29 protein-coding genes are annotated in these 21,177 nt (G+C 34.8%); 9 read left to right on the forward strand and 20 right to left on the reverse strand.

Annotation, left to right across the window (positions count from 1 at the left end; all coding sequences use genetic code 11):
• The first annotated feature begins 294 nt into the window (after positions 1–294).
• Complete coding sequence (locus FEZ13_RS16920; RefSeq protein ID WP_146553658.1) at positions 295–957, forward strand: hypothetical protein; 663 nt, start codon at positions 295–297, stop codon at positions 955–957.
• A 345-nt stretch (positions 958–1,302) separates the two neighbouring features.
• Here FEZ13_RS16920 and FEZ13_RS16925 read toward each other — a convergent pair whose 3' ends face one another.
• Positions 1,303–2,001, reverse strand: coding sequence for a KinB-signaling pathway activation protein (locus tag FEZ13_RS16925; protein ID WP_146553659.1), 699 nt, complete (start codon positions 1,999–2,001; stop codon positions 1,303–1,305).
• A 146-nt stretch (positions 2,002–2,147) separates the two neighbouring features.
• Between FEZ13_RS16925 and gerD the strand changes: the two genes are divergently transcribed.
• Complete coding sequence (gene gerD / locus FEZ13_RS16930) at positions 2,148–2,744, forward strand: spore germination lipoprotein GerD (RefSeq protein ID WP_146553660.1); 597 nt, start codon at positions 2,148–2,150, stop codon at positions 2,742–2,744.
• 405 nt (positions 2,745–3,149) lie between these two features.
• On the opposite strand, the gene FEZ13_RS16935 is transcribed toward gerD, so the two are convergent.
• Together FEZ13_RS16935 and cwlD are read right to left on the reverse strand one after the other, a co-directional pair.
• Positions 3,150–4,211, reverse strand: coding sequence for an Mrp/NBP35 family ATP-binding protein (locus tag FEZ13_RS16935; protein WP_146553661.1), 1,062 nt, complete (start codon positions 4,209–4,211; stop codon positions 3,150–3,152).
• Between the two features lie 71 nt (positions 4,212–4,282).
• Positions 4,283–4,996 (reverse strand): N-acetylmuramoyl-L-alanine amidase CwlD, encoded by a 714-nt coding sequence (gene cwlD / locus FEZ13_RS16940; RefSeq protein WP_146553662.1) that lies wholly within the window; start codon positions 4,994–4,996, stop codon positions 4,283–4,285.
• A gap of 350 nt (positions 4,997–5,346) precedes the next feature.
• On the opposite strand from cwlD, the gene FEZ13_RS16945 reads away from it, so the two are divergent.
• Positions 5,347–6,198: an IS4 family transposase gene (locus FEZ13_RS16945; protein ID WP_255473237.1), complete on the forward strand. Its 852-nt coding sequence runs from the start codon at positions 5,347–5,349 to the stop codon at positions 6,196–6,198.
• An 82-nt stretch (positions 6,199–6,280) separates the two neighbouring features.
• On the opposite strand, the gene FEZ13_RS16950 is transcribed toward FEZ13_RS16945, so the two are convergent.
• Positions 6,281–6,478, reverse strand: a complete 198-nt coding sequence (locus FEZ13_RS16950) for a hypothetical protein (RefSeq protein ID WP_146553663.1) — start codon at positions 6,476–6,478, stop codon at positions 6,281–6,283.
• Positions 6,479–6,488: 10 nt separating this feature from the next.
• Positions 6,489–7,181, reverse strand: coding sequence for a hypothetical protein (locus FEZ13_RS19845; protein ID WP_222434433.1), 693 nt, complete (start codon positions 7,179–7,181; stop codon positions 6,489–6,491).
• A gap of 295 nt (positions 7,182–7,476) precedes the next feature.
• On the opposite strand from FEZ13_RS19845, the gene FEZ13_RS20260 reads away from it, so the two are divergent.
• The 3 genes from FEZ13_RS20260 to FEZ13_RS20270 are packed head-to-tail and all read left to right on the forward strand — an operon-like array spanning position 7,477 to position 8,528.
• Entirely contained in the window at positions 7,477–7,650 is a 174-nt protein-coding gene (locus tag FEZ13_RS20260; protein WP_243881280.1) for an Arm DNA-binding domain-containing protein, read from the forward strand.
• Between the two features lie 60 nt (positions 7,651–7,710).
• On the forward strand, positions 7,711–8,100 hold the full coding sequence (locus tag FEZ13_RS20265; RefSeq protein ID WP_255473243.1) for a hypothetical protein: 390 nt from the start codon (positions 7,711–7,713) through the stop codon (positions 8,098–8,100).
• Positions 8,079–8,528 carry a tyrosine-type recombinase/integrase gene (locus tag FEZ13_RS20270; protein WP_255473238.1) on the forward strand — a complete coding sequence of 150 codons (450 nt, stop codon included), beginning with the start codon at positions 8,079–8,081 and terminating at the stop codon, positions 8,526–8,528. Before FEZ13_RS20265 ends, FEZ13_RS20270 begins: the two co-directional genes overlap by 22 nt.
• Before the next feature lie 329 nt (positions 8,529–8,857).
• Here the strand turns inward: FEZ13_RS20270 and FEZ13_RS16970 are convergent, their stop codons facing one another.
• Entirely contained in the window at positions 8,858–9,982 is a 1,125-nt protein-coding gene (locus FEZ13_RS16970; protein WP_146553664.1) for an IS4 family transposase, read from the reverse strand.
• Between the two features lie 433 nt (positions 9,983–10,415).
• On the opposite strand from FEZ13_RS16970, the gene FEZ13_RS16975 reads away from it, so the two are divergent.
• A complete protein-coding gene (locus tag FEZ13_RS16975; protein ID WP_146553665.1) occupies positions 10,416–11,072 on the forward strand; it encodes a hypothetical protein in 657 nt (218 codons plus the stop codon).
• Between the two features lie 39 nt (positions 11,073–11,111).
• On the opposite strand, the gene FEZ13_RS16980 is transcribed toward FEZ13_RS16975, so the two are convergent.
• The 8 genes from FEZ13_RS16980 to FEZ13_RS17010 form a co-directional block, all read right to left on the reverse strand.
• A complete protein-coding gene (locus FEZ13_RS16980) occupies positions 11,112–11,516 on the reverse strand; it encodes a DUF2178 domain-containing protein (protein ID WP_146553666.1) in 405 nt (134 codons plus the stop codon).
• On the reverse strand, positions 11,513–11,716 hold the full coding sequence (locus FEZ13_RS16985; RefSeq protein WP_146553667.1) for a helix-turn-helix transcriptional regulator: 204 nt from the start codon (positions 11,714–11,716) through the stop codon (positions 11,513–11,515). Before FEZ13_RS16985 ends, FEZ13_RS16980 begins: the two co-directional genes overlap by 4 nt.
• 376 nt (positions 11,717–12,092) lie before the next feature.
• Positions 12,093–12,185, reverse strand: a complete 93-nt coding sequence (locus tag FEZ13_RS20540) for a DUF5776 domain-containing protein (RefSeq protein WP_222434429.1) — start codon at positions 12,183–12,185, stop codon at positions 12,093–12,095.
• Positions 12,186–12,216: 31 nt separating this feature from the next.
• Positions 12,217–12,855, reverse strand: a complete 639-nt coding sequence (locus FEZ13_RS16990; protein ID WP_146553668.1) for an N-acetylmuramoyl-L-alanine amidase — start codon at positions 12,853–12,855, stop codon at positions 12,217–12,219.
• Positions 12,852–13,271, reverse strand: coding sequence for a phage holin family protein (locus FEZ13_RS16995; protein ID WP_146553669.1), 420 nt, complete (start codon positions 13,269–13,271; stop codon positions 12,852–12,854). Before FEZ13_RS16995 ends, FEZ13_RS16990 begins: the two co-directional genes overlap by 4 nt.
• 100 nt (positions 13,272–13,371) lie before the next feature.
• A complete protein-coding gene (locus FEZ13_RS17000) occupies positions 13,372–13,920 on the reverse strand; it encodes a hypothetical protein (protein ID WP_146553670.1) in 549 nt (182 codons plus the stop codon).
• 110 nt (positions 13,921–14,030) lie between these two features.
• On the reverse strand, positions 14,031–14,615 hold the full coding sequence (locus FEZ13_RS17005) for a non-contractile tail sheath protein (protein ID WP_146553671.1): 585 nt from the start codon (positions 14,613–14,615) through the stop codon (positions 14,031–14,033).
• Between the two features lie 559 nt (positions 14,616–15,174).
• Positions 15,175–15,756, reverse strand: coding sequence for a hypothetical protein (locus FEZ13_RS17010; protein WP_146553672.1), 582 nt, complete (start codon positions 15,754–15,756; stop codon positions 15,175–15,177).
• 91 nt (positions 15,757–15,847) lie between these two features.
• On the opposite strand from FEZ13_RS17010, the gene FEZ13_RS17015 reads away from it, so the two are divergent.
• Positions 15,848–16,030, forward strand: coding sequence for a hypothetical protein (locus tag FEZ13_RS17015; protein WP_146553673.1), 183 nt, complete (start codon positions 15,848–15,850; stop codon positions 16,028–16,030).
• 355 nt (positions 16,031–16,385) lie between these two features.
• Positions 16,386–16,559 carry a tyrosine-type recombinase/integrase gene (locus tag FEZ13_RS17020; RefSeq protein ID WP_146553674.1) on the forward strand — a complete coding sequence of 58 codons (174 nt, stop codon included), beginning with the start codon at positions 16,386–16,388 and terminating at the stop codon, positions 16,557–16,559.
• A gap of 148 nt (positions 16,560–16,707) precedes the next feature.
• On the opposite strand, the gene rpsI is transcribed toward FEZ13_RS17020, so the two are convergent.
• The 6 genes from rpsI to FEZ13_RS17050 all read right to left on the reverse strand — a co-directional run bounded on the left by rpsI (position 16,708) and on the right by FEZ13_RS17050 (position 20,997).
• Positions 16,708–17,100 carry a 30S ribosomal protein S9 gene (gene rpsI / locus FEZ13_RS17025; RefSeq protein WP_146550579.1) on the reverse strand — a complete coding sequence of 131 codons (393 nt, stop codon included), beginning with the start codon at positions 17,098–17,100 and terminating at the stop codon, positions 16,708–16,710.
• Positions 17,101–17,121: 21 nt separating this feature from the next.
• Entirely contained in the window at positions 17,122–17,559 is a 438-nt protein-coding gene (gene rplM, locus FEZ13_RS17030; protein ID WP_146550578.1) for a 50S ribosomal protein L13, read from the reverse strand.
• A gap of 180 nt (positions 17,560–17,739) precedes the next feature.
• Complete coding sequence (gene truA / locus FEZ13_RS17035; protein WP_146553675.1) at positions 17,740–18,489, reverse strand: tRNA pseudouridine(38-40) synthase TruA; 750 nt, start codon at positions 18,487–18,489, stop codon at positions 17,740–17,742.
• 20 nt (positions 18,490–18,509) lie between these two features.
• Positions 18,510–19,307, reverse strand: coding sequence for an energy-coupling factor transporter transmembrane component T family protein (locus FEZ13_RS17040; RefSeq protein ID WP_146550576.1), 798 nt, complete (start codon positions 19,305–19,307; stop codon positions 18,510–18,512).
• Positions 19,304–20,176: an energy-coupling factor ABC transporter ATP-binding protein gene (locus FEZ13_RS17045; RefSeq protein ID WP_146553676.1), complete on the reverse strand. Its 873-nt coding sequence runs from the start codon at positions 20,174–20,176 to the stop codon at positions 19,304–19,306. Before FEZ13_RS17045 ends, FEZ13_RS17040 begins: the two co-directional genes overlap by 4 nt.
• On the reverse strand, positions 20,152–20,997 hold the full coding sequence (locus FEZ13_RS17050) for an energy-coupling factor ABC transporter ATP-binding protein (protein ID WP_146553677.1): 846 nt from the start codon (positions 20,995–20,997) through the stop codon (positions 20,152–20,154). The genes FEZ13_RS17045 and FEZ13_RS17050 overlap by 25 nt, the downstream gene beginning before the upstream one ends.
• Positions 20,998–21,177: the final 180 nt, after the last annotated feature.

Here is a 21,177-nt window from a genome sequence, read left to right on the forward strand (position 1 = left end):
GAAGATGATATCTATTTTATCTTTGTCACTAACGGAGGTTAGTGAACAAATTTTATTGATTAACGTCTTGCTTGTTCAGTTTTCAAGGTTCATCCTTACTTAAAAGACTTAAATATTATATCATATCTAAAAGTCAAAAGCAAGATGTTTTTTTAGATTAGAAAGATTAAATATTTTGTTGTTTTCTCTTAATGAGTCAACGTTGTTCAATATACGCTGATTATATATAAATGTCAATACTTTATAGCAAAAAGTTTTAAAAAACCTTTTACAATCATATATATAGGGCAAGAGGTGAGCATACTGTTTAAAAGAATAATTGTATCAACGATTATTATGATGGCTTTATTGTTAATTTTTATTCCTTCTAAAAATTCAATATTAGAAGTTTTTCGTTTAACAGATGAACCCAATATTATTATAAAGGGAAATTTTGGGATGTCATTAACAATAGATTTATCTTATGCTGATGCAAAGTTTATCGAATGGTTAAACGAGGAAAAATCTCCTTATCCTTTATTAATGGTCGATCCAGATTTATTAGAAAGATCTCCAACTCTTGTAAAAGTCATTAAAGCTAAAAATATCCCAATAGGATTGCTAGGAAGAAATAGTGATTTTTATGAAGTCAATCCTTCTCAGCTTGAAAAAGATATCAGTACTTTCAATTCCATTATGAAACAATCTCCTCTTTGGTTTAGAACAAGAGATTATGTATTCCTCCCAGATGTTACTAAGGTGCTATGGAAAGAACAAATTAATATGCTAGCCGCTTCTAAAATTTTATCTGACAGCAAAGACTTGAAACTCTCAAAGGGCGATATAATTTCCATACCGTATCATCAAGAAGAACGACTACCATTAAAAGAAATCGATCGACTGATACAAAACAACTCTTTTCAGCCAATAGAAGAAACAATATTTGGCTATTCCGTTAAGACCAAAAAAACCCCATAACGTTTTAGTCTTCTATTTCAAGAAATAGTAAGGGAAAACTTCACTCAGTGAGAGCCTTTTTCAACTTTCACTGGGTCGGGGATTTTTATGCAGACAATCCCCTCTTTTTGCGGCTTGTAATGAGGGGCTTCCTTGCTGCCTGTTCCTATGGGTTTGTTTTGATTAGTTTTAATCTTCCTTATTTCTCCTCCAGCAAGTCCTTCCGGTAAACCTTATTTGGGTAGGAAGCGCTAACATTTCAGGGGTTTTGTGTTTTCTTCCCCACTTTTCTTTCTTACAAGCAACCTTAGATTTAGATATAAGGTTATTGCTACTTTTTCTCTTCAAAAACCATTTAGCTCTTGATCATTTGTGCTTCGCATTTTTATTATTTTTTTCTTCTAATTCTCTACGTGCAGCTCGGCGTTCTTCTCTTTTTTTCAAATCTTCAGCAGATTTAGCATTATATTTTGGTAATTCAAGCAGTTGAAAAGCATTTACTGCAAGAATCGGGAATAATAAAAGTGTAATGTACTCATTGCCACCACTTGTTCGTACCCATAGAGCTATGAGCCACTCAATAATACTAACGAAAATCATAAAGAATAATGCAGAAATTAAAATATGCTTCTTACCAGTCATCTTCACCTTTTTCATAGCTGTTAAAATGGCGGCTGCAATCAATACTATCAATAACCCTATGTAAAGAAGCCAATCACTAGCGCTATATGCATATGGTTTAAAGCGGAACAAAATAACATCCAGTAATGCGACAAACATTAATAATATTTGTACCCAGTTCCATAAAGTCAATGAGCGGCAAATATTAACACCAATTTGATGTACTGTGAGATAGGCAAAGTATCCCATTTGGCAAACCATGCTCATCGTAAAACCAAGAAGAACAAACCATAGTAATCCTAAAAAAGCTTCTCCCCATTCACCATTTGAAAAATGTTGAGCATAGAAATCTCCCCAACGAACGATTAAACTCATCAATCCAGTGACAACGCCACCAATTATGAGTGCTCTAAAAGCAAATTTAAACCAATTTCGTATCGTCACGACTTAAAGGCCTCCGTTTTTACAAGTTCTTGTTTCATTCTAACAACGAATTTCGAAAAAATCTATTTCTTATCTCGTTTCATACATATTCCGCCGTTAATTGTGAACAATAATTGAAACGACTTACGCAAAAGTGAGGGAAGTATATGTATAAAAAAGCCATAATTTTCACACTTCTATTCGTTATTCTATCCGGTTGTTCCGCTGCTCCCCAACAGAACCAATCTTATGATGATATAAAAAAATCAACCCTCGATGCTCTGCAAACGGAGGAAGGCAAAAAGGTGATCCGTCAACTGTTAGAGGATCCATCAATGAAGGATTTAGTCGTCTTAGAGCATGATGATGTTAACAAAGCTGTGCAAGACACTATGATGTCAAAAAAGGCTGAAGAATATTGGAAAAAACAATTTGAAGACCCTAAATTCCGCGAAAGCTTCGCCAAGAGTATGAAAAAAGAACAGCAAGATCTACTGAAGGATTTGATGAAAGATGCTTCTTTTCAAAAAGATTTGGAACAATTCTTCTCACAACCCGATATGCAAAAACAATTAGAAAAAATAATGAAATCAGCAAGTTCAAAGGAAGATTTGCAAAAAGTAATCATTGAAGTAATCAATAGCCCTTTGATGCAAGAAAAATGGTCCAAACTCATTCAATCAGCAGGGGAAAAATCCTCTGATGAAGATAAATCTGGAGGCGGCAGTGATAAGAACTCTGGCGGAAGTAAAGATCAAGGATAAAGGTAAAGTGAAACTTCGCATAGCGAGAGGATTTCTTCATCACTCTCTGTGCGTTAGTTGAACTAATCGAGGTTTCAAGCAATAAGATTCCCCTATTTCCTGCTTGTTCCTTGCATTTTGAAGTGGTGCTATCTTATCTTGTCTGTTGTCGGATAAAGTGAAGCTTCCATCAGTGAGTGGTTTCTTTATTCCCCACTGATGGTTAGCTAAACCAATCGGGCTTTTACGGGCAGTTAATCCCCCACCTATCTTTCTCGTTTCTCTCTAAACCTTGTGGTGGGAGTCTTACTGCCCGTTAAAGCGGGGTAAAGAACGATTCATTGAGGTATCCGTTTTAAAAATTTGTTCTTCAAAAAACAAAGGATGTATCTAAGATATTTTTTCTTAAGATACATCCTTTAATCGTTATTCTTTGTCTAATTTATCAATCACACGTTGAGCAATTTCTAGATAAATTTGTCCAGTGGAGTGGTTTTTCGCATATACAGATGGAGCAAAATCTACTTCATTCCAATCTGGTTGACCAAGAGGAATTTGTCCGAGTAGTTCTGTGCGAAGTTCTTCTGTTAGTTTAGTCCCCCCACCTTGGCCAAATACATATTCACGTTCACCTGATACATCAGATTGGAACCATGACATATTTTCGATAACGCCCAAAATATTATGTTCCGTTTTTATAGCCATTGCTCCCGCACGAGCGGCTACAAATGCCGCAGTTGGATGTGGAGTCGTTACGACGATTTCATTAGATTCAGGTAACATTTGGTGAATATCTAGCGCTACATCACCTGTACCTGGAGGTAAATCTAAAAGTAAATAATCAAGATCTCCCCAATCGACATCGCGGAAAAATTGATTTAACACTTTTCCAAGCATTGGGCCACGCCATACAACTGGTGCGTTATTTTCGACGAAAAATCCCATAGATATCATTTTGACACCAAAACGTTCAACTGGAATAATGCGATTTTCTTCAACGATCGGCATAGTTTGTACACCCATCATATCTGGAACACTAAATCCATAAATATCTGCATCGATTAAACCAACTTTTTTATCAAGGCGAGATAATGCTACAGCTAAGTTAACAGCAACAGTAGATTTGCCAACTCCACCTTTACCAGATGCAATAGAAATAAATTTTACTTTATTTAATGGTGAAAGCAAATCCTGTGTTTCTGCACGTGTTGCAGTGCCACGGAATTTTTCAATGGCTTCTGGTGAAAGTTCTGAGAATCGAATACCAACAGTTTTGCAGCCTGCACCCTTTAATACATTAACAATTTCCATTTGAAGTGCAAGTTGTTCCGGCGTATTTGTTTTCGCTATCGCGATTTTTACGCTCACATGCTCTTTTTCTTCTTTTATGGAAACTTCAACGATACCATCTGTTTCAGTCAATGTTTTATGTAGAAAAGGATCCTTTAATGCTCCAACTAATTCTCGAACTTGTTGTTCATCAATCACTGTAGACACTCCTTTATTATCATTTCGATTTTAGTATATCATAACGCTTTCAAAAAGGTATGATACGTTACTCATTCTACAATAGAATCAGAGTAACGTTCGATTCCTTCTACGATTGCTTCTGCCATTTTTTGTTGATAATCTGCTGAAGATAATAACTCCGCTTCTTGTGGATTGCTTAGAAAACCTGTTTCTACAAGAACTGACGGCATCGTAGCCTTTTTCAGTAAATATACTTGTTTAATCGCCAAAGCTTCACGATCTGTATTCTTTAAATTTTCCTTAATAGAGCCTTGAATCGCTTTCGCTAAAAGTTCTCCCGCTGGATGACCATCTTTATGATAAAAAACTTGTGCACCATGCCATTTTGATTCTGGGATAGCATTTGCATGGATACTAATGAAAAGATCTGGCTTAGTTTTATTGACCAACTTTTCTCTAAGGAAAATATCCTCTTTCTTTCTTTCTCGCAACGTTGTATAATCGGCATCTGGTTGATGCTCTGCGATCACATCATCATCTTTTGTACGAGTCATCACTACCGTTGCACCTTTTTCTTTTAATAGCTTTTCCACTTTTTTGGCGATGGCTAGTGTTATATCTTTTTCTATAAGTTCAGACGTTGAAGCACCACCATCCATTCCTCCATGCCCAGCATCCACTACGATTTTGACTCCTCCTAAAGTCTCTGAAATAAAAAAACCACGATTGGATGCTTTTGTTTCATATACAACTAGGAGTATACATGCTACTAATACTACACTCCAAATGAGCCAACGTTTCAATCATAGACACCACCTTTTACACTACTATATGCTTGTGTAAGAAGGGTTATGTCGCTCCGTATAATCAAAATTATAGATTCATTTTCTCAGTTAAAAATGGCCAAATTTAGTAATTCTGTACTTGAAAAATAGGAGGAGAATCCGTTCGTTAAAAATGGGAAGTCTTAATTCGTTAAAACGAATCATATATAAGCTTCTGGTATCAAAATATGGTCGGCTGGTGGTCAAAAAGAAAAAAGATCACGCGTGTTGATTATCTAATTTTTTCCAATAAAATAATACAAAAAAGAGAGATCCTCCTGTAAAATGTAAGGTGCGAACCACAACATTTATGAAACGAGGAATCTCTCATGACTAACCATACCACGATCTTCACCCTGATTCAAAACTTTCTTTCCGAAACGGAGCTACAAGCGATTTTAAAAGAGTTCCATTACGTCGAAACAGCCCGTAAATGTACGGTTTCTACGCTCCTCCATTATTTACTTGGCGCTGCAAGCTATGAATGGAAAAGTTTGCGTCATGCAGCGGATGTTGGTCCAAGTCATGGACTGGTTTCAGTGGATCATTCTTCGCTTTCTAAACACTTAAAAACGTTGGATTTTGGTGTCATCAAACGGATATTTGAAGTCATTGTAAACAAATTGAATCGTGCGGCACGTCGTCGATGGACGCTTCCGAAAAAACAGCTTCTTTCCATTGATTCCACCACCATTACCGTTGGAAAATCACGTTTACCCTGGGCTGTCTACCATGGTGAACGCTCTGGTGTTAAACTGCATGTGAGTCTGACAAATGAAACAGCCATGCCTTTGAAGGTCGTTGAAACAACGGGCTTACAGCATGACGGCCCCATTGGCGAGCAATGGGAAGATGCCCGCTTTGTTTTGGTGTGTGATCGTGCTTATTTTTCCATCGATAAAGTAGATCGTTACCAAAAAGAGCACCAAGATTTTGTGATTCGTCTAAAAGAGAATGGACAAATCAATCGAAAAAAATCCATCAAAGGCGGTCTGAACAAGGCTTCCAACTTCCTAGACGATTTCACTTGTATCCTTTCCACGGCTTTAATAGCCTATGTTTTATTCAAATTTCTTCCTACGCAAGGGAGCAAGCTGATTCACGTCAAACCTTTATCTTTTGCGGGTTTTACACGTCTGCTTCTTTGGGATGATTTGCCTCTTGAATGCGGATTCACATAAGAGAAACACTCGAATTTCACAGGGAACTGAATCAAGGTGATATTGTATAATTTTGGTTAACCAACACGCGTGATAAATTATATTACTCTCTTTTTCCATCTAATCGCCGACGAAATACTAAAGCTGAGACAGTGAATATAACAAAAGCTACTGTTGAAGCAGCAGTAACCATCTTCACCACATTTCCTATTGGAGATTCAAACAACAGAGCGATGGAGATGATTAAAACGGCACCAGTTAAACCCATTCCTAAAATTGAGAATGCCAAAACCTTGTTCATAAATCACACCTCACAGGTAATTGAAACAAGCTACCGCTCCAGCAATACCACCAGCACCAATAACTGCATATGCACCAATACATGCAGCACATATCGGGGCAGTCACTGGTGTCGGTGCTGCACACGATCCGCCACACGCAACCGCAATTATATAAGCCGCCGTACCACCAACGCCAAGCACTGCTCCAAGACAAGCTGCCACTGCTTTTACACCCATCGGTTGAATTAATGCCGGCTCTTCTGCAAGCATTTCTTCATCTGTGATCCAAGAAATCCCAGTATCCTCAGACTTAACAAGTAATCCATCCAAATACGTCTCAACTTGGAAGTTTCCTACCTCATTCTTGGTCACTAACATTTCATTTGTCTGCAATGCAGTCTTATTCTCATCGAAGAATACTGTTATGTTACTAGGAAGGCTATAATCCCCATGCACAGGAACTGTAACAGCCGTTACTCCACCACCTACGGTATACACACTCGATTCTTCCAAATCAAAAGCAGAGATAGGAGCGATATTCTCGACTTCACCTTCCTCTACCGCATGTAGCGTTGCATCGACAAATTCCTCAGCTTCATCACCTGTAACTACAACAATACTTTGAGTATCATCAGCTTGCGCAGTAACACTCGGAGATAAATCGAAACAGAAAATCGCCAAAATCATTAATACTGGGGAAAAAACCTTTTTCACCTTTAGCATAATAAATCCTCCTATTTTTCAATATTTTGTATAAATTATAAGTTATCTATAAATATAACAATATCCTTCTTTTATATTTAAAATAAGTAATAAATCTTTAAGTTATAAATCATTTGATAAATATATTCGACCACATAGAGAACTTGATCAATTCATGATTGGTCGACAAGAACGATACACCATGAAATCTTTAATTAAATTTATCGAAAAACAATCTGTTTAACTTATTTTTAGTTGATAATATGCTAGTTTCAAAATGCAATATATATTCAACTAGCATCTATCAACATTATTTTTGAAGGGAATTGATAGTATAGATATTATTGTAAAAAGAGGACAATCCTATTGGACACAAGTTTCTTTATATAAATATGGAGAGCATAAAAAGCTTACTAAAACATTTACGACTAAGAAGGAAGCGAAACTTTGGGCGTTAGAAATGGAATTAGCGAAGGGAGAAGGTAAATAACTGGCTCAAAGAACAACAACCTTCGCGGACTTCTTCGAAAATTGGATTTATCTTATAAAGATAAACGATGTTAGAGAAACGACTTTTCAAAATTATGTTTGTGATTTAGTAGGAGTCATTAGAAACATACTTCAAGATATCCGATTAAAGGATTTAAATGATATTGTTGTTCAGAAGAAGATAGATGAGTATGCCAAGACACATTCTCGAAAAACAACACATGAGGTTCTTCTTAAAATCAAAACATCATTACGTGATGCATATGCTCGTGGTTATATTGCTAATGATTTTGCTCGTTTGGTGAAAACACGTGGGGAAAACCCACCTAAGCGAAACAAAGCTTTGTCTATTAAAGACTTTAAAATGCTTCGTAATTATGTTTTACAGCACCCAGAAGATGAATTTAGCTTACTTGTCTTACTCGCGGTATGCGACGAGGTGAATTATTAGCTATTCGACCAAAAAATTTATACGAGTACGGAATTAAGGTTAGGCACTCAATCAGCTCCACTTCTGATGATACTTCACTAAGAACACAAAATGCAAAACGTGACGTTTCTATAAACAAAGAAGTGTATGAGCTTATCCGTAACATTCCCGTTAAAGAGAATAGTTATATTTTTGGCTTTGGTGGCTTTAAACAATCAGAACTTTTAGCCGAATTATTAACGAAATTAAACATTAAAAAAACAACATTCCACGGCTTAAGAGATACGCACGCATCATTTTTATTTTCACAAGATATAGATATTGCGTATGTATCAAAACGATTAGGTCACATCAACATTCAAACAACCCAAAACTACTATCTGGAATTAATGCCAGAAAAAAAGCACCAGCAAGATGCTGATGCTTTAAATCTGTTAAGTTCTTTATGAAGTTCAAGCCGATTTGAACCAACTTGAACCAAAAAACCTTTGCAAACGTTGATACAATAAGGAATTGATTAACGTTTTGAGAATTTATAGAGCCTATTTTACAACAGTTCAGAGCGCTTTTTGTATATTACTGGTATATTACATGAAACGTTAAAAAATATCTTACAGTGCTTCGATCCATTTTCTAAGAGGTCTTCTTTTGACGTTCTAGTTCTTTGTTTTCGTAAAAATATGAGATTAAAAATGGGATCATAATACTCAAAAACTTTAATAAATTACTATCCACTCATTAAATTATATTATAGTACACGTGTGTTGATTAACCAAAATTATACAGTTTCATCATAAACCAAACGATGCCTTTCGATGATTTCTTTGAGTGTCAGCCGCCATTCAAAAGGCAAAGCATCACAAAGAAGCAATCGCTGAAATCCTGTGAGTGACAAGGGTTTTCGGTTGATTTGTTTACGAACTTGAACGTACAACCATTTCAATAAAACATACGCAATGAGCGCTGCGAATAGTTGGTTGAACACCGCATTTTTCGTCGTGCCAAACAACACAGGTACGTTTAAATTTTGTTTGATCCAGCGGAAAAACGTTTCAATCGCCCAACGAAACTTGTACATATTGGCTATTTCTTCCGCCGTGACATTCATCAAACTCGTCACCACACGCATTTCTTTTCCTTCATAATCCGTAAATTGAACGACACGATGACGCTTTTGTGTTTGTTTTTGTGATGTACCGATGATGCATGTGAAATCAGCCGTCACGTTAGAACTATTGGTACGACTGCCTTTGAGTGATTTTTTACGACTAAATTGTATGTTGTCTTTCAAACGAAAAACAAAATCTTGCCCGTCTTTTACGTACGAATCCACTTTATCAATCGAAAAATAAGCGCGGTCTCCGACAAGAATAAAGCGCTTGTCTTCGAGTTGTTTACCTATGGGTCCATCATGCTTTAAGCCTGTTGTTTCAACGATTTGAAGAGGCATACCGGTTTCATTCGAGAAGCTAACGTGCAATTTAATGCTGGAACGTTCACCGTGATAAACCGCCCACGGTAAGCGTGTCTTCCCCACCGTAATCGTTGTGGAATCAATGGACAAAAGGGTTTTCGGCATCTTCAAAGACCGTTGTGTAGCACGATTCAACTTCCCAATGAGGACTTCAAAAATGCGCTTGATGATGGCATAATCGAGCGCCTTCATATGCTTAGAAAGGGACGAATGGTCGACGGAAACTAATCCAAAGCTGGCACCTACATCAGCCGAATGTCGTAAGCTTTTCCACTCATTCGCCGCAGCTGCGACAAGATATGAAAGGAGTGTAGAAACGGTGCATTTGCGCGCTGTCTCTGCATAGTTGAATTCTTTTAAAATGGATTGTAGCTCGGTTTCTGAAAGAAAGTTTTGAATCATATTTTGGAACGTGGTATGCTTGTTCATAAGAGATTCCTCGTTTCGTAAATGTTTGGTCGTACTTACATTTTACAAGAGGAATCTCTTTTTTTGTCTATATTTAATTGGAATAAAATAGATAATCAACACACCTGATATACCCATTTAAATTTGAGTCTTGGTCTTTTTTCGTTCATATGTAATAAATATTGTATCATTTCAATTTACTATCATCATGATCATTTACTTTAATTTTCTTGAATAGTTTTCTTAATAAGAAGATTACTAAAACTAAGACCAAAATAGTAATTATAAGCCCAGGTAACCCAAAACTCCTTAACATTATTAACAGTTCTCCCTCTTCAAATATAGATATATTTTTAATCCTTTTAGATATAAAAGTAAATATTAGTAAACTTATTAGTGGTATTTTATGTTATAATTAAATTGTAAGTACAAAAATACATATAAGAGGAATAATATGAAAAAATATACTTCTTTAGTTTTATCAGGTGCAATTATTTTATCAACATTTGCTCCATTACAAGCAAACGCTGAAGAAACAACAAATGAAGTAGAAAATTACGATCAAGCTGAAAACAATGCACAAAACAAAGATTACGCATTATCTGAAAGTGCTACTGTACAACAAAATAGTGATTTAGAACAAGTAAAAAAATATGTCACTGTTAACTTAAATGGTCACATTGGTTTTACATCTGTTCCATCAGACGAATATGAAAAATACGATTTGGCAGAACTTCAAAATTACTTTGATTTTTTAAATCAAAAAGTCGATAATGAACAAATTAAAATCAATAGTGATTTAACAATTAAAACCTTAGGTCTTCAACTTAGTGCGGTTTATGGTAAATGGACATATCATTGGTGGGGTTATGATCGTAAATTCACCAAAAAACAGGCAAATGCATATGTAGATCAGATTGAATATACTATAATTGGACTTGGTGCGGGCGCTATTGTAACATCACCTTCAATTATAATAGCTGGTGGTTTTGGACTAAGTGCAGGCTGGTACGAACTATTAGCTAAAAGAATAAAGGCTAATAATAAAGGGAAAAAGGGAGTTCTTGTTAAAATTTATTGGGCTAGAACTTTCGATATAGTACCTTTATAAAAGGCAAGCAGTCACTAAGTGGCTGCTTTTTTTAAATTGCTAAACTTTTTTTGAAAAATAGACCATCGTTAAATGGATAAATATTATATAAACAGAAATTAACAGCAACAGTGTTTCTCTAACACTTAAATCGAAATCAAAAAATGGGTTATCTATTAATAATAACACGAGTAACATTACTCCCAAATAAAAGTAATAGCTAATATTCATAGACTTTTCTTTTATTAACTTTGCACGTTCATCTTTTAATGACATATGAGGTATTAAAAAATAATTACAAAGTTGCATTATACCAATCGCCATTAAAAAAACTCCTGTAGATACTGTGTGATTAAAAAAGTCATCATAACTCACATATAACCCTACTATAAAAGCAAATAATCCCGATATTATAGCAATAAATTTAGCTGTTTTGCTATCATTTGAAAATAAGAAATTTATCACAACAATCCCTCCTCAAAAATAAATACATCTTCAATGGAACAATTGAACAGTCTAGCTATTTTAAAAGCTAAAATTATAGAAGGATTATATTTATCTTTCTCCAATGAAATAATAGTCTGTCTTGACACCTTCAACTTTTCTGCTAAATCATCTTGTGTAAGATAATTTTCTGCACGAAGCTTTTTTATATTATTTTTCATTTACCCTCCTCCTATTATGTAAAGCTTACTTTACGTAAAAATTACCTTACACAATATGCTTTGTCAACTTAAATTTACAAAAGTTATCCATTGTTACATTGATTTTATCTTTCGTTGCACCAAAATTATTGGATAAAATTTAATATGTACATACATGGTACTGTAAGCAAGAATAATGGTACTAAAAAGTCGATGCGGAAACATCAGCTTTTTTCATGCATAAAAATTTAAAAAATCCTCACATAGTGATATGTGAGGATGGTTAAGAATAAGCGTTAAGGGCTCAAGTACTTATTATTTAAGTACTGAAACCAATGTACATCCATATTCGCTATAATTCAAATTATCTGACTCATTAAAAACCATGGCCTTTATTTTACACCTTTTCAACAAACTCTTTATTGGCGGTGATATATAAACCAGATTTGGTTTTTAATTTATATACTGATCCATACTTGATCACGTCCACAATCGTATATTTAGTATTTTTTTTGCAAACTTCAACTCTTCACTTTTTTGTATGCATAACAGTCTTTTTTGATACGATATAAGCCTGTGCCACTTTTATAATATGAAGCTTTAGATGATTTACTAGCAGTTGTCACTTTTTTCTTGTATCCAAGTTCTTCTGCAATCACTTTGGCAATCGCTTGGCATAAATCCTCGAAGTTTTTATGATATGCAGCCGCATCCTTTTTAGATGTTACAAAACAAACTTCTAATAAAATAGCAGGTTTGGTTGTATTACGAAGAAAGTATAATTCTTTACGTTCTTTTGCTCCACGATTAACGATTCCGAGTGCATTACTCATTGCACTAGCCATCTTAACTGATAGACTTCGAGCATCGTAATATAAGCATTCAGAGCCAGTCGCACTTGCAGAAGCACTATTAAAATGAACACTAATATCCAATGATCGAGATTTGCCATTATGATAGTTGACAATGTTGTCTAAATTTCTTTGTTGCGTTGTAGCTGTTGTTTCATGATATTTATAGCCGCTACCGTTGTACTGAGTAGTTAAAATCGCATATACTTGATTGACTACTTTCTTAGCTTCGTTATGTTCGTTTAAGATACCTATAGCCCCACTCACTTTTTCCCCATGCCCTGAACTGATTACGAATTTTTTTGTCATTTTTTATCACTCTTTTCATCATCGTTTTCATCGTGTAATTGGGAAAAGGCATCTTTGATAAACTTTGGTGTTTTAATCCCCAATTGGCCTAAATTTTCGATGAAGCTAATACCTTCCATACCAATTAAAAATAGAATCATAGCCGTTCGCATAAAGTGTCCACTTTCTGTTACTTTGTCCATTTGTACAGCCACAATGACCATCAAAATCATGGCCGTCTTTTTCAGTAATCCTTTAAAAGCAACTCTGGAATCGACATTTTTCTTAACTGTATAGGCTACAGATAAACCTAAAACATAATCAATTCCCATAATAATTGCTAACGCGATCACTAAATCATCAAGTCCTCCTACTAGATAAGTAAGAGATGCGATTAAACCACCTACGATAGAGTTATATAATGTATCTGTTTTCACGTTTTTTCTCTCTTTTTTTCTGCATAATAAAAACGCACCAGGATTGATGCGTTCGGAATCTATATAAAAACACACCTGTTAAGGTGTGCTATTGCTAATATTATTTATTTTTTAATTTAATTAATTCAACTACTTTTTTAGCTTTGTACTTAGTAGTTTTATCAGAGCGAGTTAATAAAATAATACCCGTGTTTGGTGCATAATAACTTACAGAATAACCTTTACTTTTAGTATTATTTTCTTTTACAACTATTACATTTTTAAAAGTACCAGCTTTTGTTTTAATAGTTCTTTTTGAATCGATAATTTTATATTTATAGTTTTTATTATATTTATCGTACCATACTTTTCCTTTTTTTACTGGGTATGAAATATCTTTATTTCTAAAAGAATCGTAAAGGCCATTTTTTGTTTCTTTATATGCAAAACAAGGTATGTCATTTTTGTTTACCCACTCATCATAGCCAAACTCTGTCTTTTGTTTGAATTTAACAGTAGTTACATCTGAATATTGAGAATAAGTGTATAATTTCTTCTTATTCATTAGATAACTTGTTTTCTTAGAAGCATCGGCTGACAAACTAACAGAAGATATTGTAAATGCGACTAAAAGCAAAAATGATAATACAATTTTTATTATATTTTTCAAAAATATCTCTCCTTTAACGAATACTATCTAATTAAGATATATTATAATTATCTCACTAAATAAAGTAGATATTATATGATAAATTTCCACTATTTTCAATAAAAATAACTCTAGTCGATTGACTGCGTTTGTTCCTCTTCTTTTGTCATAAACACATCTGCATATAAAGTACAATCAGTTACATAAGTATTTAATTGAGGCACCCAACTATCACGCCTTATCTGTGTGCCAGCCCAAATAAATACTTCTGCATATTTTCTCCCTAATGCTTGTTGTGCTGCTCGTTCAATTAACGGCCATTCTTTTTTTGCGCGTTCATGTTTTAAGACAAATCCAGCGAAATAATGCTGTTGACTATAATCATAATCCATGTCTAACCACGGCTGCATAAACACATCTTCATGTGCTTTAACTTCTCCAGTCACCCAGTCGTAATCTTCAATCTGTATAAAATCTAAATTTGGCCGTTTCCAATAGTCAAAAGGAGAATTAACAATACGAATGAATTGCGGAACCCGTTCTACATCTATAACGGATGGTGGAAAAAATAAAGTAGTAAATTGAGCATTTTCATATTGATTGGCTATTGATTTCATGAATTCAGTGTATTCCCCAAGATATTGTTGTAACTTCAATGCCACTTCATAATTTCTTTCATCCATCGTTAAAAAATATCTTACAGTGCTTCGATCCATTTTCTAAGAGGTCTTCTTTTGACGTTCTAGTTCTTTGTTTTCGTAAAAATATGAGATTAAAAATGGGATCATAATACTCAAAAACTTTAATAAATTACTATCCACTCATTAAATTATATTATAGTAAGAACTATTTAAGATCGTCAATTTTGACGGTCTTTTTAATTAATGCATATCTTTATATTCATATACAGCAACTAAGCGAATACAATAAGCCCCTCACCAATGAGGGTAAAAGTTTGTTGCTGTTCCACCATATGATAGATCAAAAGAAATATACTTGTATATACAGATAAAATACTTTTTAATATCTTTTTTTAAATAAAAATTTGCACGTCACTTGCAAATTTAAAACTACATGTAACCCAGTTTACACAAGCCTTTACAGAATTTTTAACGGTATTTCCTGCTAGGGTATTACTAGCCCTAGTAAGTCAAAAATAAAAGATAAATATAATGTAACGTGATAAAAAAAGTAGCAAAACCTTATACATTAGGATTTGCTACTTTTGAATTTATATAATTAATTATTAGAAAGTTAATTTTGCACAATCATAAATTAAGCTTTTTTATACTGAACATAGAGTTGATTAGTTCTTTTTGAATCTTTGTAATATTTAATAATTAAATAGGTATGGATACCAGTAGAATCTTTACATTCCCTACGTTGAGTAGTTACCCAAGTATCTTTTGATTTGGGAACTTTGGAAGGAAATACAGCAAATGCGCCTGCAGTTACAAATTTTTGAATTACGCCCTTGGTGAAGTAATTAATTACACCTATTCCCCCACCAATTAGGAACTTAAGTATCTTTTGTTCATAATTATTATAGGTCACATTGTTAATATTTTTTGTTGCTACGACCTTACATAAGTTTGTAAAGTCTCCAGGTAATTGATAAGTGGACATATCACCACTAAATTCTTCATCAGTTTGTTGTAATTTCACTTCTTGCCTTAAACAAGCTTCTAAGGTCTCGTTTTTTTCTTCAGAAGATGCAGGCTCAATCGTTGGTTCTAAATCAGTTAATTTTACTAATTCAGAATTGTTTATATTTGGCTCTGCAGCATGACTAATAGAAGGCGATATAAAAGTCAGTACTAAAATAAATGGTAAGATTATACTAATAACTTTTTTCACAATAAAATCTCCTTATGTTATTATTTAATATAAAGATGTATATGTATATATATGTAAATATTAACATATAAAAAGGAGAACGATACAAAAAATGGAAATTTTATTATTTTTTATAATTGGTGGATTAATAGGATTAGTATTTCCAGACCTTTATAAAAGCATCAAAGATGGAAAAACAATTAGATATATAATCGACATTTTATTATTAATAATGTTATTTGGAACTATTTTCTTCATACCCAAAAAACGCAAAGAAGAGATAGAAAAAAAGTAATCCAATATATAAATATTGGTCTTAAAAAATATAATAAAACAAGCTAAAACCGAGATTAGTGAAGAAGACTACAAGAATAAAACAGAACTGCATAAAAGAATATATATATTTTTTGAGACAATGACTACTTTTTTATTTTAATCAGTTTTTCTGTAATAGAAAGAAATAAAAAAACTATAGTTTAGTAAATAAAAATCTGATAGATTATAATAAAAAGTTTATTAAACGTAGTTCAATACAGTTTTAAGTTATCTACAGAATTGGAGTTTTTATTTTTTCGTGCGATCTTGTGCTGTGGCTCAAGATTCGCGCGAGAAAAAATAAAATACTAACAAATCATTTTAGACAACTTGAAATGACTCATAGACCACATGATTGTCGTCATACATTCGCTACACTGATGGACAATGCAGATGCAAATAAACTATCTATTAAAAGAATTATGGGACACGCATCGAAAGATATTACGGACAAAGTTTATACACATAAAGATATTGAACAACTTTTAAAAGCGATAGATTTGATTTAATATGTCACTCGATTTGCCCTATAAATTTGTATATTGCTCGTATATTATGTGTATATTACGTGTGATATTTTTTACTATTTTATACGAACGCAAAAATAGAAAAACCCCACAACCGCAAGGGTTGAAGGGCTTTGTGTAAAGTGTCGAATTAACGTTTTGAGAATTGTGGTGCACGACGAGCGCCTTTAAGACCGTATTTTTTACGTTCTTTCATACGAGGGTCACGAGTAAGTAGACCAGCTGATTTAAGAGCTGGACGGAAATCAGGGTCAACAGTTAGTAATGCACGAGCGATACCGTGACGGATTGCGCCTGCTTGACCTGTAAAACCACCACCGTTTACATTTACGTAAATGTCATAGCTACCTAGAGTTTCAGTTGCTACTAGTGGTTGTTTAATTACTTCACGTAAAGATGCGAATGGGACGTAATTTTCAACGTCGCGGTTGTTAATAACAATTTTGCCTTCACCTGGTACTAAACGTACGCGAGCAGTTGAGCTTTTACGACGACCTGTACCAATATATTGAACTTGTGCCAAGGTTATATCCTCCTCTAATTATTATCCGCGAAGCTCATAAGCTTCTGGTTTTTGTGCTGCATGTGGATGTTCAGAACCAGTGTAAACGTGTAGTTTGTTGAACATTTGACGACCTAAAGTGTTTTTAGGAAGCATGCCTTTAACTGCCAATTCAAGCATTTGAACTGGATATTTTTCTTTCATTTCGCCAGCTGTGCGAGTTTTTAAACCACCAGCAAATTGAGTGTGACGATAGTAAATTTTACCTTTTAATTTATTACCAGTTAACTCAATTTTGTCAGCGTTGATAATGATCACGTGATCACCTGTGTCAACGTTTGGTGTATAGATTGCTTTATGTTTACCACGTAAAAGAGCAGCTACTTCAGATGCTAAGCGACCAAGAGTTTGGCCTTCAGCGTCTACAACCAACCATTTACGTTCTACTTCGTGACCTTTAGCCAAGAATGTTGTACGCATTTTTAGTATCCTCCTACAATTTTTAAATTGTTTCTATTAACTTTGTTCCAATTGTTTTCTTTATCCTCAAAAGTAAGATTCGGGGCTTATCTCGTGGGGTAATGAAAATACCATATGTCATCTTACAACAAATAGCAATGTAAGTCAAGTATTTCAAGAAAAACACCTGGACATGTTGCTTCAAATTTCATAATGTACGTTTTCAAGATACAAACCTTGAGCTGGCGCAGTTTTACCAGCTCTTCCTCTATCCATAGAGGCTATGATTTCGGCCATTTCATAAGAATTACGTTTACCAATCCCTATTTCCCAAAGTGTGCCAGCAATAATACGCACCATATTATATAAAAAGCCGTTCCCTTCAATGACCATATGCAGTTCCTCTTGATGCCACTCAAAAGTTAAGGCAGTTACTGTACGAACTTTATCCTTTACATTTGTATGTGCCGCACAGAAACATGAGAAATCATGCGTTCCTAAAATATAACGTGCTGCTTCCTCCATTGCCTTAACATCTGGTTTCGTGCCATTGGTAAATGTCGTATAAAAACGTCTAAAAGGGTTTTGAATTTCTTCACATGCCCAAATATAACGATATCGTTTATCATGAGCACTATAGCGAGCATGAAAATCACTAGATACTTCCTCCACTTTTAGCACACGAATATCTTGAGGCAATTGTACGTTTAATGCTCGCACATAACGATTAAGCGGAATCGACAGCGTAGTATCAAAATGAATGACTTGTCCTGTTGCATGAACTCCTGCATCTGTTCTACCGCTTGCTGTCACATGGATGATCTCACCCTTATGCATTTTCGTTAGTACCTTCTCGATTTCCTCTTGAACAGTTCTTTGCTTTGGTTGAACTTGATATCCCGAAAAATTGGTGCCATCATAGGTGATGGTCGCTTTCATTCTTCTCTTCATCGTTATAGCTCCTATTACTTTTAACTACGCAAATACACCAATATAGCCGTTATCACTACAATAGAAAGTAATGCTACAGTATCTTCTATACTCCATTTTAACTGACGATACCGAGTTCTTCCTTCTCCGCCACGATAGCCACGAACCTCCATAGCTGTTGCTAGATCTTCTGCTCGTTTAAATGCACTCACAAATAAGGGAACTAATAATGGGACAACTGCCTTAATTCTATCTTTGATGGGACCTGTAGTAATATCAGAGCCTCTTGCCATTTGTGCCTTCATAATTTTATCGGTCTCATCCATTAATGTTGGGATAAAACGTAAGGAGATAGACATCATCAACGCCAGTTCATGTACTGGTAATTTAAATTTTTTAAGAGGACCTAATAGCACTTCCATTCCATCCGTGATAGAAATAGGAGATGTCGTTAAAGTTAAGATAGATGTGACAAAAACCAATACTAAGAAACGAATAGAGATATAAATCCCTTGTCTAAGACCTTGCTCATAAATGTGAATAAATTTCCATTCAAAAATCAATGGCCCCTCTTTTGTAAAGAAGATATGCAATAAGAAAGTAAATACCATCAAAATGATAATAGGCTTTAATCCATTGATTAGAAAATATAATTTAATGCGAGACATTAAAATGACTAATAATGTGAATGCCAAAAGGACAATATATGTTGGCGTATTATTGGCCAAAAAGACGACAATAATAAATGCAAAAACAAATATCAGTTTGGAGCGTGGATCCAATCTATGAACAAATGAGTCACCAGGTATAAAACGACCAAATATCATTTTATCCATCATTGACCATCACGCTCCTCTCGTAATAATTGCGCAATCGTCTTCGCTAATTCCTCTTCTGTTAGACAAAGTTTTGGCAGTTTACGACCTATTTTCTGCTCAAGTTCATGTTGGAAATGTACAACATGGGGTAATTCCAAACGATAATTTTCTAATTCTTCTGCGTTACTAAAGATTTCCTCTGGCGTACCGGTTAGTACACAATGACCTTCATGCATAATAGCAATGCGATCTGCATAGCGCGCTGCATCTTCCATACTATGTGTAACAAGAATTGTCGTTAAATGACGTTCCCTGTGTAACTGATAGAACAATTCCATAATTTCCGTACGACCTCTCGGATCCAATCCAGCAGTTGGTTCATCTAAAACGATAACTTCAGGTTCCATAGCTAAAACACCGGCAATGGCGACTCGACGCATTTGCCCACCAGATAGATCAAAAGGTGATTTCTCAAGAACTGATTCTGGAAGCCCTACTAACTTTATTAATGTATGGGCTCGATTAATAGCCTCTTCCTCTGATACGCCAAAATTCATAGGTCCAAAAATAATATCTTTTAAAACCGTTTCCTCGAACAATTGATGTTCAGGAAATTGAAAGACGATTCCTACTTTTTGACGCACCGGTCGTAGATCATTCTCTTTTTTTCCGGCATGAATCGTTCTATCTCCAATTCGCACTGATCCTTCTGTTGGTTTTAGCAATGCGTTTAAATGTTGTAATATCGTTGATTTGCCTGAACCAGTATGCCCAATGATGGCTTGATAGCTATCTGAAGGAATAGCCAAATCTACATCAAATAATGCTCTTTTCTCAAAGGGCGTACCTGGTGCATAGGCAAAGCTTACTTTTTGAAGTTCGATGTCCATAAATCATTCACCAACTGTTCCTCTGTCATGTTTTCACCTTGAAGCTGCACACTTTCCGCTTGTAAAAGTTTTGTAAGCTTCATGGCAAAGGGTAAGTCCAATCCAAGTTCAATTAATTGGTCACCTAAAGCAAAAATCTCCGATGGGGTACCTTCAGCATACTTTTTCCCACCATTCATAAATAATAACCGATCAGCCATAACTGCTTCTTCTAAATCATGTGTGATCGATAATACAGTTAATCCTGTTTTTTTACGTAAATCTCTCACAACCGCAAGGACTTCTTGACGTCCTTGTGGATCAAGCATTGAGGTTGCCTCATCCAAAATAAGCAACCGTGGTCGTAGTGCAAGTGCACCTGCTATAGCGACACGTTGCTTTTGTCCCCCCGATAAGTGTTGGGGTTCATGATTTAAAAAGTCGTCCATTTTAACTTGTTTTAACGCTTCATGAACGCGTTCGACCATATCTTCATAAGGTACACCATTATTTTCTAAAGCAAACGCTACATCATCTTGAACTGTAGCACCTACAAATTGATTGTCGGGATTTTGAAAAACCATTCCTATCTGAGAACGAGATTTCCATAAATTTTCTTCACTTAATGTTTGTCCTAAAACATTTACAGTACCACTCTGTGGAAAAAGCAGACCACTAATAAGACGAGCAATTGTTGATTTGCCTGAACCATTATGACCTACAATGGCAATCCATTCACCTTCTTCCACATGGAAAGAAACATCTTCTACTGCTTTCTTTACCGTGGGTTCTTCAGGCGCATATGTGAAAGTCACATGATTTAGTGATAAAATTTCATGCATGCGTTTTAACTCCTCTCGCTAGACTGTTCTAAGCTCTGCTCTTTTATAACTTACACTGTTTTATGTATGATTACTAGTTGAAAATAGCTTTTGGTAAAAAAAGACGACTTTGTCCATAATGGCAAAAGTCGAATTAGGCTGCTATCAAAATAAAATAAAACTTCACCCAGCAAGATTTCT

The organism is Rummeliibacillus sp. SL167, from assembly GCF_007896505.1.
GTDB lineage: Bacteria > Bacillota > Bacilli > Bacillales_A > Planococcaceae > Rummeliibacillus > Rummeliibacillus suwonensis.

Coding starts and splice junctions, on each gene's coding strand:
- gerD (WP_146553660.1), top strand. CDS start 2,148: ATGTATAAAAAAGCCATAATTTTCACACTTCTATTCGTTATTCTATCC.
- FEZ13_RS16945 (WP_255473237.1), top strand. CDS start 5,347: ATGACTAACCATACCACGATCTTCACCCTGATTCAAAACTTTCTTTCC.
- FEZ13_RS16950 (WP_146553663.1), bottom strand. CDS start 6,478: ATGAACAAGGTTTTGGCATTCTCAATTTTAGGAATGGGTTTAACTGGT.
- FEZ13_RS19845 (WP_222434433.1), bottom strand. CDS start 7,181: ATGCTAAAGGTGAAAAAGGTTTTTTCCCCAGTATTAATGATTTTGGCG.
- FEZ13_RS20270 (WP_255473238.1), top strand. CDS start 8,079: ATGCGACGAGGTGAATTATTAGCTATTCGACCAAAAAATTTATACGAG.
- FEZ13_RS16970 (WP_146553664.1), bottom strand. CDS start 9,982: ATGAACAAGCATACCACGTTCCAAAATATGATTCAAAACTTTCTTTCA.
- FEZ13_RS16975 (WP_146553665.1), top strand. CDS start 10,416: ATGAAAAAATATACTTCTTTAGTTTTATCAGGTGCAATTATTTTATCA.
- FEZ13_RS16985 (WP_146553667.1), bottom strand. CDS start 11,716: ATGAAAAATAATATAAAAAAGCTTCGTGCAGAAAATTATCTTACACAA.
- FEZ13_RS16990 (WP_146553668.1), bottom strand. CDS start 12,855: ATGACAAAAAAATTCGTAATCAGTTCAGGGCATGGGGAAAAAGTGAGT.
- FEZ13_RS17005 (WP_146553671.1), bottom strand. CDS start 14,615: ATGGATCGAAGCACTGTAAGATATTTTTTAACGATGGATGAAAGAAAT.
- FEZ13_RS17015 (WP_146553673.1), top strand. CDS start 15,848: ATGGAAATTTTATTATTTTTTATAATTGGTGGATTAATAGGATTAGTA.
- FEZ13_RS17020 (WP_146553674.1), top strand. CDS start 16,386: ATGACTCATAGACCACATGATTGTCGTCATACATTCGCTACACTGATG.
- rplM (WP_146550578.1), bottom strand. CDS start 17,559: ATGCGTACAACATTCTTGGCTAAAGGTCACGAAGTAGAACGTAAATGG.
- truA (WP_146553675.1), bottom strand. CDS start 18,489: ATGAAGAGAAGAATGAAAGCGACCATCACCTATGATGGCACCAATTTT.
- FEZ13_RS17040 (WP_146550576.1), bottom strand. CDS start 19,307: ATGATGGATAAAATGATATTTGGTCGTTTTATACCTGGTGACTCATTT.
- FEZ13_RS17045 (WP_146553676.1), bottom strand. CDS start 20,176: ATGGACATCGAACTTCAAAAAGTAAGCTTTGCCTATGCACCAGGTACG.
- FEZ13_RS17050 (WP_146553677.1), bottom strand. CDS start 20,997: ATGCATGAAATTTTATCACTAAATCATGTGACTTTCACATATGCGCCT.